Here is a 13,829-nt window from a genome sequence, read left to right as displayed (position 1 = left end):
TTTCAAGAATATCAACGACAATTTCGGCCATGCATCCGGCGACCGGGTCATCGAGGCCTTTGCCGGTTTGCTGCGCGAGGCGGCAGCCGACCATCACGTCGCCGGCCGCCTCGGCGGCGAGGAATTCGCCATTATCTTGCCGGGAACCAACCTCGCCGCCGCCCGGCTCTTCGCCGAAGGCACGCGCAATGCGTTCGGCACGCTGCCGGTCGAAGGGCTGCCGCAGGATCATCGCTGCACGGCGAGCTTCGGTGTCGCCGAACTTCAGCCAGGCGAAGGTTTCGCCGGCCTGACGCAGCGCGCCGACGAAGCGCTCTATCAGGCCAAGCGCGGCGGGCGCGATCGCGTACGCATCTCGCTCGGCCCGGTCCAGCCGGTCGCCAATACGGGTAGGGGCGTAGAGGTTAACGGCAGGGGCTGAGTTCGGGCATCTCGCCGTCGGAAAGGCCGTACATATAGCTGCGGCCCTTCACGAAAACCGGTGGCCTGTAGCAGTCGCGGCCGGAGACATCGTCGGATTCGTTTTCATAGACGACGCTGGGCTGGCCGGCGCCGGTGTAGTCCGACAATTCCTTGGCCAGCTTGCCCTCACCGACGAGGATGCGCTTGTAGCCGGCGGCGCTCTCGATGACGAGATTGCCGAAGGAATCGGCATAGACGCGGTCGCGATGGCCTTCCGCGAGCGCCGGCACGGCGAAGCCAGTGGCCAACGCCACCAGGACAAGCGCCGGAAGGCGCGATCTGCCTGAATTCGAACGCATGGCATCCCTCCTTGGTTAGGGGCAAAGCCTCCTCGAATCAGAAATTAACCTTTTATTAACCTTTGTTAAGAGGGCAACCTCGTTTGACCCAAGGTCTCGGCAAACATGGTTAATATCCGGCGGCCCAACCGGCTGCGGCCATCATTCGGCCATGCTTGCCCGCACCATCGCGGCAGGTACCAAAGGCGGTTGAAAGTGTGTCGCCGGGCGACCTTGAACTGGCATGGCGGCTGTTTTGCTGCCCGAGGAGGACAGGGTATGGCGTTATACCGGACGGTTCGGATGACGCTTGTCCTGTGCCCATTGCTGATTGCCGCGGCCTGCGTCTCGCAGACCAATGCGCCGAAAGCCGGAAATCCGGGCGCGGCCGACGCTGCCGCCGATCTGACGCCGCAGCCGCGCATAGCGACCTACAACTGCGCCGATGGCGGCAAGATGACAATTGAAAACCTAGGCACGTCGGTCCACGTGCTTGGCCCGGACGGCACCAGCGAGGACCTGCCGGCCTCGCCAGCCAATCAAAGCAGCCGTTTCGGCCAGGCGCATGACGCAATCGTGATCGACGGTCGTGAAGCGCTGGTGATGAAGGGCGGGAAGACGCCGCTGACCTGTAAGCGTTAATTGGCGCCAAGAGACCAGTTTCCCGCACAGCAGCGAACTTTGCGCCGGCTCTCGGTTGCCCCCTAATCGATTGAAGCAAAGACCGCCGCTTTTGTCAGACTAAATTACGTTTTCGAAACGGTTTTCTGGCTTTGACGCGGTGCAAAAAGAGCATTAGAAACCGGCTGTCCGAAGTCGCAACCGGAAGCGGTAATGCCGCATTCCCACCTGGGGCTCCAGAGACGTCGAACTGGGGGAGCCATGAGCAAATCACCAGCCACCCGCGCAACTGCCAGACGTGAACGGCCGCTTTCGCCGCATCTGAGCGTCTACCGGCCACCGGTCACCATGACGATGTCGATCATCCATCGCATCACCGGCGGCGCGCTCTATTTCGGCACGTTGCTGGTCGCTGTTTGGCTGATGGCGGCGGCAAGCTCGCAAGCCACCTTCGACTGGGTCAACTGGGCGTTCGGCTCGTGGCTGGGGCGGCTTGTGTTGTTCGGCTACACCTGGGCGTTGATGCACCACATGCTGGGCGGCGTGCGCCATCTGATCTGGGACACTGGCGCCGGCCTGGAAAAGCACACCGCGTCGAAGATCGCCTGGGCGACGCTGGCCGGCTCGATCGTGCTGACGCTGCTGATCTGGACCGCCGGCTACATGGCGCGGGGAGCCTGAGATGAGCGGCACCAACACCGACATGCGCACGCCGCTGGCCAAGGTCCGCGGCCTCGGCTCGGCCCGCGAGGGCACCGGGCATTTCTGGCGGCAGCGGCTGACGGCGATCGCCAACATCCCGCTGATCCTGTTCTTCGTCGGCTTCCTGATCGCACTCAACGGCCATGGCTATATCGAAGTGCGCGCGGCGCTCGCCAATCCATTCGTGGCGCTGGTCCTGGCGCTGGTGCTCATCTCCGGCCTCTACCATATGCGGCTCGGCATGCAGGTGATCATCGAGGACTATATTCATGGCGAGGGCATGAAGCTGGCGCTGATCGCGCTCAACACATTTTTTACAATAGCGGTCGGCGTCGCCTCGCTCTTCGCCCTGCTCAAACTGGCATTCGGAGGCTGATTTTGGCCAAGGACGCGAAAACAGCCAACCCGGCAGGCTATACCTATGTCGACCACAAATTCGACGTGGTGATCGTCGGCGCCGGCGGCGCCGGCCTGCGCGCCACGCTCGGCATGGCCGAGCAGGGCCTGCGCACCGCCTGCATCACCAAGGTGTTCCCGACGCGCTCTCATACCGTTGCGGCGCAGGGCGGCATCGCCGCCTCGCTTGCCAATATGGGCCCCGACAACTGGCAGTGGCATCTCTTCGACACGGTCAAGGGCTCGGATTGGCTGGGCGACATCGACGCGCAGGAATACATGGTCCAGCAGGCGCCTGCCGCCGTCTATGAGCTCGAGCACTACGGCGTGCCGTTCTCGCGCACCGAGGAGGGCAAGATCTACCAGCGGCCGTTCGGCGGCATGATGATGAATTTCGGCGAGGGGCCGCCGGTGCAGCGCACCTGCGCCGCGGCCGACCGCACCGGCCACGCCATGCTGCACACGCTCTACGGTCAGTCGCTGAAGAACAACGCGCAGTTCTTCATCGAGTATTTCGCGCTCGACCTGATCATGGAGCCAGACGGCACCTGCACCGGCGTCGTCGCCTGGAACCTCGACGACGGCACCATCCATCGCTTTTCGGCCAAGATGGTGGTGCTGGCGACCGGCGGCTATGGCCGCGCCTATTTCTCGGCGACCTCGGCGCACACCTGCACAGGCGATGGCGGCGGCATGGCCGCACGCGCCGGCCTCCCCCTTCAGGATATGGAATTCGTCCAGTTCCACCCGACCGGCATCTACGGCGCCGGCTGCCTGATCACCGAGGGCGCGCGCGGCGAGGGCGGCTATCTCGTCAATTCCGAAGGCGAGCGCTTCATGGAGCGCTACGCGCCGTCGGCCAAGGACCTGGCGTCACGCGACGTAGTCTCGCGCTGCATGACGCTGGAGATCCGCGAAGGCCGCGGCGTCGGGCCGAAGAAGGACCATATTTTTCTCCATCTCGACCATCTCGATCCGGCGGTTCTGCATGAAAGGCTGCCCGGCATTTCGGAATCGGCAAAGATCTTTGCCGGCGTCGACCTGACCAAGGAGCCGATCCCGGTGCTGCCGACGGTGCACTACAATATGGGCGGCGTGCCGACCAATTATTGGGGCGAGGTGCTCAACCCCACTGCCTTGAACCCGGACCAGGTGTCGCCCGGGCTGATGGCGGTTGGCGAAGCCGGCTGCGCCTCCGTCCACGGCGCCAACCGGCTGGGCTCGAACTCGCTGATCGATCTGGTGGTGTTCGGCCGCGCGGCGGCGATCCGAGCCGGCCAGGTGATCGACCGCACCTCGGCGATCCCATCGCCCAACGAGGCTTCGGTCGAAAAGATCATGGATCGCTTCGACAAGCTGCGCCACGCCAACGGCTCGACGCCGACGGCGGTGTTGCGCGAAAAGATGCAGAAGGCGATGCAGGAAGACGCGGCGGTGTTCCGCACGCAGGACTCGCTGGACAGCGGCTGCAAGCGCATTTCGCAGATCTGGGGCGAGCTCAGGGATATCAAGGTGTTCGACCGCTCGATGATCTGGAACTCCGATCTGGTCGAGACGCTGGAGCTGGAAAACCTGATGGCCAATGCCATAACCACGGTCCAAGGCGCGGCGGCGCGCAAGGAGAGCCGTGGCGCGCATGCGCGGGAAGATTTCTCGGCGCGCGACGACGCGGTCTGGCGCAAGCATACGCTGGCCCGGCTCAGCGAGGCCGGCGAGGTGACGCTGACCTACCGGCCGGTGCATACCGAACTGCTGCTCAAGGAAGCGGACGGCGGCATCAACCCGGCCAAGATCGCCCCCAAGGCCAGGGTGTATTGAGATGGTGCTGAAGCTCGTCATCCGAAAGGGTTTGAGGTAATGGTCGAACTCACGCTCCCCAAGAACTCGCAGATCAAGCAGGGCAAGACCTGGCCGAAGCCGGAGGGCGCCACCAATCTCAGGGAATACCGCATCTACCGCTGGTCGCCGGACGACGACGAGAACCCGCGCATCGATACCTATTTCGTCGACATGGACGATTGCGGGCCGATGGTGCTCGACGCGCTGCTCTGGATCAAGAACAAGATCGACCCGACGCTGACCTTGCGCCGCTCCTGCCGCGAAGGCATTTGCGGCTCCTGCGCCATGAACATCGACGGTTCCAACACGCTGGCCTGCACCAAGGGCTGCGACGACATTTCCGGCGCGGTCAAGGTCTATCCGCTGCCGCATATGCAAGTGGTGAAGGATTTGGTGCCCGACCTCACCAATTTCTATGCCCAGCACGCCTCGATCGAGCCATGGCTGAAGACGGTATCGCCGCAGCCGGCGAAGGAATGGCTGCAGAGCCATGAGGACCGCGAAAAGCTCGACGGGCTCTACGAGTGCATCCTGTGCGCCTGCTGCTCGACCTCCTGCCCGAGCTACTGGTGGAACGGCGACCGCTATCTCGGTCCGGCAACACTGCTGCAGGCCTATCGCTGGCTGATCGATTCCAGGGACGAGGCCAAGGGCGAACGGCTCGACAATCTCGAAGACCCGTTCCGGCTCTATCGCTGCCACACGATCATGAACTGCGCCCAGACCTGCCCCAAGGGGCTCAATCCGGCCAAGGCGATCGCCGAGATCAAGAAGATGATGGTGGAGCGAAGGGTTTAGGCTCGGCGGGATCGCCCACGACGACCTCGAACGCAGCGATCCTTCACGCCCCCCTCTGTCCTGCCGGAGATCTCCCCCACGGGTGGGGAGATTGCCGTCATCGCGGCTTTCGCCAATCTCCAAGGTTGAAGGATGACGCGCTGTCGGCGAAGCTGGCGATCTCCCCCCTCGTGGGGGAGATGTCCGGCAGGACAGAGGGGGGCGCTGTCCCGCCAGCTTCAAAAGGATAGCCAAGCCATGAGCGATGACCTTCCCATCCTCTCCCCTGTCGAAGCCCGCGTGCTCGGTTGCCTGATCGAAAAGAAGGAACTGACGCCCGATATCTATCCGCTGACGCTTAATGCCGCGCATCAAGCCGCCAACCAGAAGACGGCGCGCGAGCCGGTGATGGCATTGGAGCTCGGCGAGATCGCCAGGGCATTCGGCCAGCTCGAGCAGAAGGGTCTGGTCAGGCGCGCTTTCGCCTCGCGCGTCGAGCGCTATGAGCACACTGTCGCGCAGCACTTTTCGCTGACCTCGTCGCAGATCGCGGTGATCGGCCTGTTGCTGTTGCGCGGCGCGCAGACGGCGCATGAACTCTTGGCGCGGGCCGAGCGCATGGCGCGGTTCTCTTCCATCGAGGCGCTTCGCGGCGACCTCGACCTTCTGATCGGCCGCAGGCCGCCGCTGGTTCAGTTGCTCGACCGGGCGCCAGGCCAGCGCGAGGAGCGCTATGTGCATCTGCTAAGCGGGCCGGTGGAGGTGTCGGCTGTAGCGGCGCCATGGCAAGCGCCTCGGCCGGTGTCCGATCTCGAAGGCCGGGTGCGTGCACTGGAGGATGAGGTCGCCGCACTGCGCGCGAAGCTGGAAGCGCTGAGCGGCGGAGGCCGCTAACAAATCATTCGAGATGTCGGAGGGACAGCGCCCCCCTCTGTCCTGCCGGACATCTCCCCCACGAGGGGGGAGATTGAACGTCACCTCGGCTTTCGCCAATCTACAATGCTGCAAGAGGGCGGGACGGCGAAGCTGCCGGGCGCGAAGGATCGCCCACTCGCCGAAGGCTGGGCTTCAACCCAACTTCGCGTCGAGCGAGACATTTATGGCGCCGAGCGCCTTCGACACCGGGCAGCCGGCCTTGGCCATTTCGGCCAATTCCTGGAATTTCGCCGCATCGATGCCCGGCACCTTGCCGACCACCGTGAGCGCGCTGCCGGTGATCCCGGTGCCGGGAACCAGCGTGACGACCGCCTTGGCGTCGAGCTCATCGGCGGGTGTGCCGTTCTCGGCGAGGAAGTGGGAGAATTGCATGGCAAAGCAGCCGGCGTGCGCCGCGGCGATCAGCTCTTCCGGGTTGGTGCCGGATTTGCCGCTCTCGTCCTCGAAGCGTGCCTTGAACGAATAGGGCGTGCCTTTCAGGGTGCCGCTCTGGGTGTCGAGCGTGCCCTTGCCCTCCTTGAGATTGCCGTTCCAGACGGCGTTTGCGGTGCGATCCATGAAATCCTCCTTGGTTGTCCGGGTTGCGCCGGCCGGACGCCGGCGTTCTCCACGACTATAGCGCGGGCGCGGTCGAAGACCACCGCGCTCTTTTGCGCAGTCGCGCAAGTTGGCGGCGGGGCTGAATTTTTTTCCTGAAAAAATGTGCGTGCAAAAATGTCGACTTCCATCGGTCTCGACCGTCCTGCGGGCGGTCACGGATTTCGCGGCCGGATGGAGGTTCACATGGACGGCTTGTTTTTCGCACTGTGGAAGATGCCAGGTCGCAAAACCGCGCGGCAGGACGATTTTTGGCTGCATCCGCCGCCTTCCGGTTTCGGCCGGCTTCTGGCGGCGGTCGCCATCATCGGGGTCGCGGCATGCGTTCTCGATCACGCGGCGGCCGGCAAAGGCGCGGCTGACACCGTGGTGGCCGCATCCTATGGTTCCTCACAACAAGGGAGATAGACATGAAATATGTTTGCCTGGTCTACGGCGAAGAAAAAGATATTCACGCCATGACCCCGGACAGGTTGGCAAAGCTCGACGCCGATTCGCTGGCTTATGACAGGTCGTTGGACCAGCGGGGCAAGCTGATCATCGCGCAGGCGTTGCAGTCGGTGAAGACGTCGAAGTCGGTGCGGCGGCGCAAGGGCAAGCGTCTGGTCACCGATGGCCCGTTCGCGGAGACCAAGGAGCAGTTGCTCGGCTTCGTCATGATCGAGGCCGGGAATATCGACGAGGCGCTGGAGATCGCCGGCGCGATTCCGCTGGCCGAAATCGGCACCATCGAGGTCAGGGCGATCTACAACGTGCCGGGGTCATAGACAGAAACCGCTCTGAAGGAACGCCCCGGATTCTTCGATGGGCGCAACTTTTGCGTGTTGAAGCCAAACGCCACTTCTCTTATCCTCACCGAGGCTTGGGGGAATTCGGCATGCCTTTTCTGATTGCAGTACTTGGCCTGCTGGGCGCGGCGGCGTTCTGGTGGTATCGGATGAAGGCCATGAACGACGCCGCGCGTGAGGTCGCGGACGTCGTGGGCCGCGTCCAAGGGAATATTCGCCGCAAGAAGCTGCGCAAGCAGGCGGCGCTTTCGCCGCTGACGGCGATCGATGATCCCGTCGTGGCGGCCGCTACGCTGATCACCGCCATCGTTTCCGAGAATGGCCCGGTGCTGCCGCAGCGTGAAACCATTATCCGGTCGGTGATCTCGGAGATTGCCGACGACAAGAAGACCGACGAGGCTGTCGTCTATGCTAAATGGGCGGCGTCACAAATCGACGATGCCACGATCGTCATCGACAAGCTGGCGCCGTTCCTGCGCGAACGCCTCGATGTTAACGAAAGAAACGATCTGCTGCAGATGCTGAACCGCGTCGCATTAGGCGGCGATAAGAGCCTGCAGATAGCCGATCAGAGGATTCTGCGGCTGCGCCAAAAGCTTGGCTTCGAGGTCAACTGATCCAGGCGACCGTCGGTCTTTGAACGGAAGACAGTTGTGCCTACATCACTGGTGGGTACACCCAACCGTCAAGGCACAGATGGAAGCAATTGCCTACATGGCTGCGGAATTGGCCGATCTGATTGGCACGCTGTTTGGAGACAGGTTGCGCAATTCCAAGGCCGGCAGGTTGGTGATCGGCGTTCTAGTGGCGATTGTGGTCTCTTATTACCTTCTTTGGCTGCTAGATCGCTTCTCCTTTCAATAGGCGTGGCGTGTCGCCGGACAGTCCCGATGCCTGGCGGATGAAGAAGTCCTTCAGGCGCGGCATGCGCTCGACAAGGCCGAGGCCGATGTCGCGGACGGCGCGCAGCGGGCCGATGTCATTGGAAAACAGCCGGTTGAGCACGTCCGTGGTGACGCCCATCTGCACCGTGTCGAAGCGCCGCCACTGCTGGTAGCGCTCGAGCACGTCCAGCGCGCCGATGTCCTGGCCGAGCCGGTCGGCCTCAACCACCACTTCGGCCAATGCCGCGACATCCTTGAAGCCGAGATTGAGGCCCTGGCCGGCGATCGGATGGATGCCGTGGGCGGCATCGCCGACCAGCGCGATGCGGGGTGCTGCGAAGGCGCGGGCAAGCGTCAGGCCGAGCGGCCAGGCGCGCGGCTTGTCGGCGACGCGGATTTCGCCAAGCTTCAGACCAAAACGCAGTTCGAGCTCATGCTCGAAGACGAGATCGTCGCCATCGACCAGTTTGCGCGCATCCTCCGTCCGCTCGACCCAGACGATCGACGAGCGGTTGCCGTCCTTGCCAGGCTTCAGCGGCAATGTGGCGAAAGGGCCGGCCGGCAGAAAATGCTCTTCGGCGCGGCCATTGTGCGGGCGCTCGTGGGCGACGGTGCAGACGATGCCGGACTGGCCATATTCCCATTTCACCGTCTTGATGCCGGCCATGTCGCGCAGTTTCGAATTGACGCCGTCGGCGGCGACCAGCAGCCGCGCCTTCAGCGTCGCGCCATCGGCAAGATGCACGGTGACGCCGGCGCCGCTCGGATCGAAGGCGCTGACGGCGACGCCCTCGATAATGTCGATGCCGAGTTCTTCCGCACTGCCGCGCAAGGCGCCGTTGAGGTCCCTGTTGGCAACCATATGGGCGAAGGGTTCGCCAGGCGCAACCTCGCCGTCGAAAGTGAGAAACACCGGTCGCACCGGATCTGCCGTGCGCGAATCGGTGACGATCATCTCGGTGATCGCCTGCGCCTCCGGCGCGATCCCGGCCCAGACGCCGAGCTGGTCGAGCATACGGCACGCCGCCGCCGCGATGGCCGAAGCGCGGCCGTCCTTTTGCCAGACGCCGGCTGGTGCCGCGTCGACGACGGCGATGGCGAGGCTCGGGCGCGCCTGTTTCAGCGATACCGCGGCGGCAAGCCCGACATAGCCGGCGCCGGCAACCAGAACGTCGAGCGAGTTTTTTGCGTTCGCCTTGCGGTCCACCATGGCAAATTCCCTTCCGGCCAAATTCCTTCCGGCCTTGACTGCCCGCCATTCCTGTCGGAAACCGCCATAACACTTTTGCTGTAAGGGCGCGAAACATGACGGCGGCCATGGACGAGCTTCTCGACATTCTCGACCTCGAGAAGCTCGAACACAACCTGTACCGTGGTCGCAGCCCCAAACTCGACTGGCAGCGGATTTTCGGCGGCCAGACCATCGCCCAGGCGCTGGTCGCGGCGCAGCGAACGGTCGAGCCCGAACGCCACGTACATTCGCTGCACGGCTACTTCATGCGGCCCGGCGACACCAAGGTGCCGATCATCTACGAAGTCGACCGCATCCGCGACGGCGGCTCCTTCACCACGCGCCGCGTTGTGGCGATCCAGCACGGTCATGCGATCTTTTCGCTGGAGGCCTCGTTCCAGCAGGACGAAGTCGGCCTTGAACATCAGGTGCCGATGCCGCTGGACGTGCCGGCGCCCGACACATTGCTGTCGCAGCGCGAATTGCTGGGCAAGTTCGGCGAGGCCGTGCCCGACGGCATCAGGCGCTACTGGGAGCGCGACCGGCCGATCGAGATGAAGCCGGTGATGCTGAAGCACTATACCAGTCGCGAGAAACTGGAGCCGAAGCAGAACATCTGGATACGCACCACCGGCCCGGTGCCTGCCGACCGCGCTATCCAGGCAGCCGTGCTCGCCTATCTCTCCGACATGACGCTGCTCGATACCTCGACCTTCGCGCATGGCCGCGCCATCTTCGACCGCGACATCCAGGCGGCAAGCCTCGACCATGCCATGTGGTTCCACCGCAGCCATCCGCTTGACGACTGGATCCTGTACACGCAGGACAGCCCCTCGACGCAAGGGTCGCGGGGCTTCACGCGCGGTTCGCTGTTTGCCCGCGACGGCACGCTGATCGCCTCGGTTGCGCAGGAAGGCCTTATCCGGCTGAAGCGCCCGCCTGTGGAATAGGCATTTTCAAAAAATTGCCTATTTTTTAATCAGGCACAGTGCCGCAACACTGAACAACCGGCTGCTGATGGCCGGCTAATCTCTTTGTTTACAACACGTTAATGGGCTGCTTCGGCAATTGGCACGGAGCTTGAATCCTCGTGGGCACTCTCCGGCTCTCATGGGATCGGCGAAGTCGTGCAAACGCGGGGGACCCGCAACAGCAAAGGGTGAAACCTTATGAAAATCGTGATGGCAATCATCAAGCCGTTCAAGCTCGACGAGGTGCGCGAAGCGCTCACCGCAGTCGGCATCCAGGGCCTGACCGTCACCGAAGTCAAAGGCTACGGGCGTCAGAAGGGACACACTGAAATCTATCGCGGGGCGGAATACGCGGTCAGCTTCCTGCCGAAGATCAAGATCGAGGTCGCGGTGGGCGGCGACATGGTCGACAAGGCCGTCGAAGCCATCACCGCCGCGGCCAAGACCGGACAGATCGGCGACGGCAAGATCTTCGTCTTCGGCATCGACCAGGCCGTGCGCATTCGCACCGGCGAAACAGACACCGACGCGCTTTGAGCCGCGCACGTATTCCAATGGAGAGTTCAATGAATATTCCTTCCACCTTGAAATCAGCGGCGCGCACCGCGCTGCTGGGCGCGGCCACGCTCGCGGCGCTGGGCACTGTTGCCGCTTTTGCGCAGGAAGCAGCGCCGGCCGCCGCGGATGCAGCAGCAGCCGCCCCGGCGCCCGCGCTCGATACCGGAAACACCGCCTGGATGCTGACCTCGACGGCGCTCGTGCTGATGATGACCATCCCCGGCCTGGCGCTGTTTTATGGCGGCATGGTGCGCCAGAAGAACGTGCTCGCCACGGTCATGCAGAGCTTCGCCATCACCTGTCTGGTGTCGGTGCTGTGGTTCATGTTCGGTTATTCGCTGGCCTTCTCGGACGGCGGTAGCATGAATGCCTATGTCGGCGGGTTCTCGAAGGCCTTCCACCAGGGCATCACCACCGAGACGCTGTGGGCGCCGGGCGTGGCGAACATCCCTGAATTCGTCTTCTCGATGTTCCAGATGACCTTCGCCATCATCACCCCGGCGCTGATCGCCGGCGCCTTCGCCGAACGCATGAAATTCTCGGCGCTGCTCATCTTCATGGGCTTGTGGCTGCTGATCGTCTATGCCCCGGTCGCGCATTGGGTGTGGGGCGGCGGCTTCCTCGGCTCGGCCGGCGTTCTCGACTTCGCCGGCGGCACGGTCGTCCACATCAATGCCGGTGTCGCCGGCCTGGTCTGCGCGCTCGTTCTCGGCAAGCGCGAAGGCTACGGCACCACCAACATGGCGCCGCACAACCTCGTCTATTCGGTCATTGGCGCTTCGCTGCTGTGGGTCGGCTGGTTCGGCTTCAACGCCGGTTCGGAACTCGCAGCCGACGGCCTTGCGGGCGCCGCGATGATGAACACCCAGGTTGCCGCCGCCGCGGCGGGTCTCGCCTGGATGTTCGCCGAATGGATCGTCGCCAAGAAGCCCAGCGTGCTCGGCATCATCTCGGGCGCCGTCGCCGGCCTGGTCGCGGTGACGCCGGCTTCCGGTTTCGTCAATCCGACCGGCGCCTTCATCATCGGCATCGTTGCCGGCGTCCTGTGCTACATCTCGGCCGTCAAGCTCAAGCACATGTTCGGCTATGACGACTCGCTCGACGCCTTTGGCGTGCACGGCGTCGGCGGCATCATCGGTGCGCTGCTGACCGGCGTGCTCGCCGATTCGACGATCAACAGCCTTGGTGAAGGGGCCTCGCTGGGCAAACAGATCTACGGCATCGTCTTCACCATCCTGTGGACGGCGATCGCCACTTTCGTAATCCTCTATATCGTCAAGGCGCTGGTCGGCCTGCGGCCCTCCACGCAGGAAGAGGTCGAAGGCCTCGACATCAGCCAGCACGGCGAAGTGGTGCCGTAAGGGCGGCCGTGCATCCGGCGCCCGCAACGTCGCGGGCGCAGGAAAGATCCCGTCGTGACGCTCCCGAAAGGGGCTCACGCCTTGAGGCCCGGAGATGTTCCGGGCCTCTTTTTTTGCGCGCCGATGGCGGGGGCTGCCCGATCACAATCGCTTGATCAGACGCCCGATCGGCCGAAGGCCATGAAACATCGGTGTTGCCGGTCCCGAACTGTGGTGGCGATCGTCGTCAGGACGCTCGTGAAAAAGCCAGGGAAGGACCATTCCATGAACAATAGAAACATCTGCCTCAAGTCTGCCTGCCTCGGGGCACTTGCTCTTGCCATGGTCAGCGGCACGGCCTTTGCCGGCGCGCTCGACTCGCCGGACAATATGGCGCCGTTCTTCACCGATATCGGCATGAAAACCATGAAGCCGATGGCGGAGTTCAAGTCCGCTTTCATGGCGATGCCGATGGAAAAGCAGGAAGCGATGAAGAAGGAATGCAATGACGCGGCGATGAGCAAGCCGTATGCCGAATTCTGCGCCAATGTGCAGGCACTGGGCGGCGCCAACTAAATTAAGTGCGGACCAGGCTGAGGCCTGATTGATTTCGCTTCGGCCGAACGATGGCGGGCCAATGCCCGCCATCTGCGTCAGGCTGTATCGTCGGTTCACGAACGACTCAAGCGATCGTGATTCCGCGCCCGCTGCGCTTGCTGGTAGAACCCATCGCGATCCACCCCCCGGATCGATCTGCGGGCTAAATCCCACTTTTGCCCGTTCAAGATAAGGCCTCGCTGGCTCTGGCTCGCGAGGCTTTCTTGTTTCACGGGGCACCTCGTGCAATGTGCCGCTCAACCGCCGGTGATAAGCGACAGCGCTCTCAACCTCTTATAGTTAATGCGGCTTTAACCTTCCAGCCGATACTCTGGTGTCCGAATCTGCCGGAGTGCGTCATGCGCTCGGGCCGGGCAATGACAGACGGGGAAGAGCATGCGTTCAGGGGCTTCAGCACCGCTTGCGCTGGCCGATACGGGGCAGGGCATCCGGGCGTTCGCGCGGCGTCAGGTCGGCCGGCTGGTCGGCGCCGGCCTGTTTGCTCTGGTCGCCTTCGGCGTCGCCAGCCTTGCCACCTGGAACGTCGCCGATCCGAGCTTCTCCCACGCCACCGGCAACATCGTCACCAACGCCATGGGCTATGCCGGCGCTGTCTTTTCCGACATTGCCATGCAGTTCTTCGGGCTCGCCGCCGTCGCGGCCCTGGTGCCGGCGGTGATCTGGGGATTTCTGCTGTTTTCGGCGCGCGGCGTCGACGGGCTGCCGAAGCGCGGGCTTGCCTGGTTCGGCTTCGCGCTCACTGCCGCCGCGATTGCCGGCTGTGTGGTGCCGCCCAAGACCTGGCCGCTGCCAACCGGCCTCGGCGGCGTGTTCGGCGACATGGTGCTGCAT

The 13,829-nt window shown here is 63.5% G+C and carries 18 protein-coding genes; 15 read left to right on the top strand and 3 right to left on the bottom strand.

Annotated features, from left to right (window positions below):
- Window positions 1-421 (top strand): GGDEF domain-containing protein (locus CN311_RS20940; protein WP_133117228.1); only part of this gene is annotated, 421 nt, incomplete at its 5' end.
- On the opposite strand, the gene CN311_RS20935 is transcribed toward CN311_RS20940, so the two are convergent.
- Complete coding sequence (locus CN311_RS20935; protein WP_097575616.1) at window positions 405-761, bottom strand: hypothetical protein; 357 nt, start codon at window positions 759-761, stop codon at window positions 405-407. The genes CN311_RS20940 and CN311_RS20935 overlap by 17 nt on opposite strands.
- A 258-nt stretch (window positions 762-1,019) precedes the next feature.
- Between CN311_RS20935 and CN311_RS20930 the strand changes: the two genes are divergently transcribed.
- The 6 genes from CN311_RS20930 (at window position 1,020) to CN311_RS20900 (ending at window position 5,969) form a co-directional block, all read left to right on the top strand.
- Window positions 1,020-1,382 (top strand): hypothetical protein, encoded by a 363-nt coding sequence (locus tag CN311_RS20930; protein ID WP_097575615.1) that lies wholly within the window; start codon window positions 1,020-1,022, stop codon window positions 1,380-1,382.
- A 240-nt stretch (window positions 1,383-1,622) separates the two neighbouring features.
- Window positions 1,623-2,042: a succinate dehydrogenase, cytochrome b556 subunit gene (gene sdhC / locus CN311_RS20925; protein WP_097575614.1), complete on the top strand. Its 420-nt coding sequence runs from the start codon at window positions 1,623-1,625 to the stop codon at window positions 2,040-2,042.
- Window position 2,043: 1 nt separating this feature from the next.
- Complete coding sequence (gene sdhD / locus CN311_RS20920; RefSeq protein ID WP_097575613.1) at window positions 2,044-2,439, top strand: succinate dehydrogenase, hydrophobic membrane anchor protein; 396 nt, start codon at window positions 2,044-2,046, stop codon at window positions 2,437-2,439.
- A gap of 2 nt (window positions 2,440-2,441) precedes the next feature.
- Complete coding sequence (gene sdhA / locus CN311_RS20915) at window positions 2,442-4,277, top strand: succinate dehydrogenase flavoprotein subunit (RefSeq protein WP_097575612.1); 1,836 nt, start codon at window positions 2,442-2,444, stop codon at window positions 4,275-4,277.
- 39 nt (window positions 4,278-4,316) lie between these two features.
- Complete coding sequence (locus tag CN311_RS20910; RefSeq protein WP_097575611.1) at window positions 4,317-5,096, top strand: succinate dehydrogenase iron-sulfur subunit; 780 nt, start codon at window positions 4,317-4,319, stop codon at window positions 5,094-5,096.
- Between the two features lie 237 nt (window positions 5,097-5,333).
- Window positions 5,334-5,969, top strand: coding sequence for a YceH family protein (locus CN311_RS20900; protein WP_097575610.1), 636 nt, complete (start codon window positions 5,334-5,336; stop codon window positions 5,967-5,969).
- A gap of 174 nt (window positions 5,970-6,143) precedes the next feature.
- On the opposite strand, the gene CN311_RS20895 is transcribed toward CN311_RS20900, so the two are convergent.
- Complete coding sequence (locus CN311_RS20895; RefSeq protein ID WP_097575609.1) at window positions 6,144-6,569, bottom strand: OsmC family protein; 426 nt, start codon at window positions 6,567-6,569, stop codon at window positions 6,144-6,146.
- Between the two features lie 225 nt (window positions 6,570-6,794).
- Here CN311_RS20895 and CN311_RS20890 point away from each other — a divergent pair, with 225 nt between their 5' ends.
- The 3 genes from CN311_RS20890 (at window position 6,795) to CN311_RS20880 (ending at window position 8,013) form a co-directional block, all read left to right on the top strand.
- Window positions 6,795-7,016, top strand: coding sequence for a hypothetical protein (locus CN311_RS20890; protein ID WP_097575618.1), 222 nt, complete (start codon window positions 6,795-6,797; stop codon window positions 7,014-7,016).
- Between the two features lie 2 nt (window positions 7,017-7,018).
- Window positions 7,019-7,375, top strand: a complete 357-nt coding sequence (locus tag CN311_RS20885) for a YciI family protein (protein WP_097575608.1) — start codon at window positions 7,019-7,021, stop codon at window positions 7,373-7,375.
- 110 nt (window positions 7,376-7,485) lie between these two features.
- Window positions 7,486-8,013 carry a hypothetical protein gene (locus CN311_RS20880; protein ID WP_097575607.1) on the top strand — a complete coding sequence of 176 codons (528 nt, stop codon included), beginning with the start codon at window positions 7,486-7,488 and terminating at the stop codon, window positions 8,011-8,013.
- Window positions 8,014-8,236: 223 nt separating this feature from the next.
- On the opposite strand, the gene CN311_RS20875 is transcribed toward CN311_RS20880, so the two are convergent.
- Window positions 8,237-9,490 carry a ubiquinone biosynthesis hydroxylase gene (locus tag CN311_RS20875; protein ID WP_097575606.1) on the bottom strand — a complete coding sequence of 418 codons (1,254 nt, stop codon included), beginning with the start codon at window positions 9,488-9,490 and terminating at the stop codon, window positions 8,237-8,239.
- Between the two features lie 95 nt (window positions 9,491-9,585).
- On the opposite strand from CN311_RS20875, the gene tesB reads away from it, so the two are divergent.
- The 5 genes from tesB to CN311_RS20850 form a co-directional block, all read left to right on the top strand.
- Window positions 9,586-10,461, top strand: coding sequence for an acyl-CoA thioesterase II (tesB, locus tag CN311_RS20870; protein ID WP_097575605.1), 876 nt, complete (start codon window positions 9,586-9,588; stop codon window positions 10,459-10,461).
- A 219-nt stretch (window positions 10,462-10,680) separates the two neighbouring features.
- Complete coding sequence (locus CN311_RS20865; RefSeq protein WP_097575604.1) at window positions 10,681-11,019, top strand: P-II family nitrogen regulator; 339 nt, start codon at window positions 10,681-10,683, stop codon at window positions 11,017-11,019.
- Window positions 11,020-11,219: 200 nt separating this feature from the next.
- On the top strand, window positions 11,220-12,401 hold the full coding sequence (locus tag CN311_RS20860; RefSeq protein ID WP_245440895.1) for an ammonium transporter: 1,182 nt from the start codon (window positions 11,220-11,222) through the stop codon (window positions 12,399-12,401).
- Between the two features lie 264 nt (window positions 12,402-12,665).
- Entirely contained in the window at window positions 12,666-12,956 is a 291-nt protein-coding gene (locus CN311_RS20855) for a hypothetical protein (RefSeq protein ID WP_165779786.1), read from the top strand.
- Window positions 12,957-13,373: 417 nt separating this feature from the next.
- On the top strand, window positions 13,374-13,829 hold a 456-nt coding region (locus CN311_RS20850; RefSeq protein ID WP_208866549.1), incomplete at its 3' end, for a DNA translocase FtsK 4TM domain-containing protein.

The organism is Mesorhizobium sanjuanii (assembly GCF_002529485.1).
In the GTDB taxonomy this organism is placed as follows: domain Bacteria; phylum Pseudomonadota; class Alphaproteobacteria; order Rhizobiales; family Rhizobiaceae; genus Mesorhizobium; species Mesorhizobium sanjuanii.
Note: the sequence above shows the minus strand (reverse complement) of the source record. Positions and strands in the feature narration are given on the sequence as shown.

Excerpts from the sequence above, each read along its gene's own strand:
- CN311_RS20935 (WP_097575616.1), bottom strand. The coding sequence starts at position 761 with ATGCGTTCGAATTCAGGCAGATCGCGCCTTCCGGCGCTTGTCCTGGTG.
- CN311_RS20930 (WP_097575615.1), top strand. The coding sequence starts at position 1,020 with ATGGCGTTATACCGGACGGTTCGGATGACGCTTGTCCTGTGCCCATTG.
- sdhC (WP_097575614.1), top strand. The coding sequence starts at position 1,623 with ATGAGCAAATCACCAGCCACCCGCGCAACTGCCAGACGTGAACGGCCG.
- sdhD (WP_097575613.1), top strand. The coding sequence starts at position 2,044 with ATGAGCGGCACCAACACCGACATGCGCACGCCGCTGGCCAAGGTCCGC.
- CN311_RS20910 (WP_097575611.1), top strand. The coding sequence starts at position 4,317 with ATGGTCGAACTCACGCTCCCCAAGAACTCGCAGATCAAGCAGGGCAAG.
- CN311_RS20900 (WP_097575610.1), top strand. The coding sequence starts at position 5,334 with ATGAGCGATGACCTTCCCATCCTCTCCCCTGTCGAAGCCCGCGTGCTC.
- CN311_RS20895 (WP_097575609.1), bottom strand. The coding sequence starts at position 6,569 with ATGGATCGCACCGCAAACGCCGTCTGGAACGGCAATCTCAAGGAGGGC.
- CN311_RS20890 (WP_097575618.1), top strand. The coding sequence starts at position 6,795 with ATGGACGGCTTGTTTTTCGCACTGTGGAAGATGCCAGGTCGCAAAACC.
- CN311_RS20885 (WP_097575608.1), top strand. The coding sequence starts at position 7,019 with ATGAAATATGTTTGCCTGGTCTACGGCGAAGAAAAAGATATTCACGCC.
- CN311_RS20880 (WP_097575607.1), top strand. The coding sequence starts at position 7,486 with ATGCCTTTTCTGATTGCAGTACTTGGCCTGCTGGGCGCGGCGGCGTTC.
- CN311_RS20875 (WP_097575606.1), bottom strand. The coding sequence starts at position 9,490 with ATGGTGGACCGCAAGGCGAACGCAAAAAACTCGCTCGACGTTCTGGTT.
- tesB (WP_097575605.1), top strand. The coding sequence starts at position 9,586 with ATGACGGCGGCCATGGACGAGCTTCTCGACATTCTCGACCTCGAGAAG.
- CN311_RS20865 (WP_097575604.1), top strand. The coding sequence starts at position 10,681 with ATGAAAATCGTGATGGCAATCATCAAGCCGTTCAAGCTCGACGAGGTG.
- CN311_RS20860 (WP_245440895.1), top strand. The coding sequence starts at position 11,220 with ATGCTGACCTCGACGGCGCTCGTGCTGATGATGACCATCCCCGGCCTG.
- CN311_RS20855 (WP_165779786.1), top strand. The coding sequence starts at position 12,666 with ATGAACAATAGAAACATCTGCCTCAAGTCTGCCTGCCTCGGGGCACTT.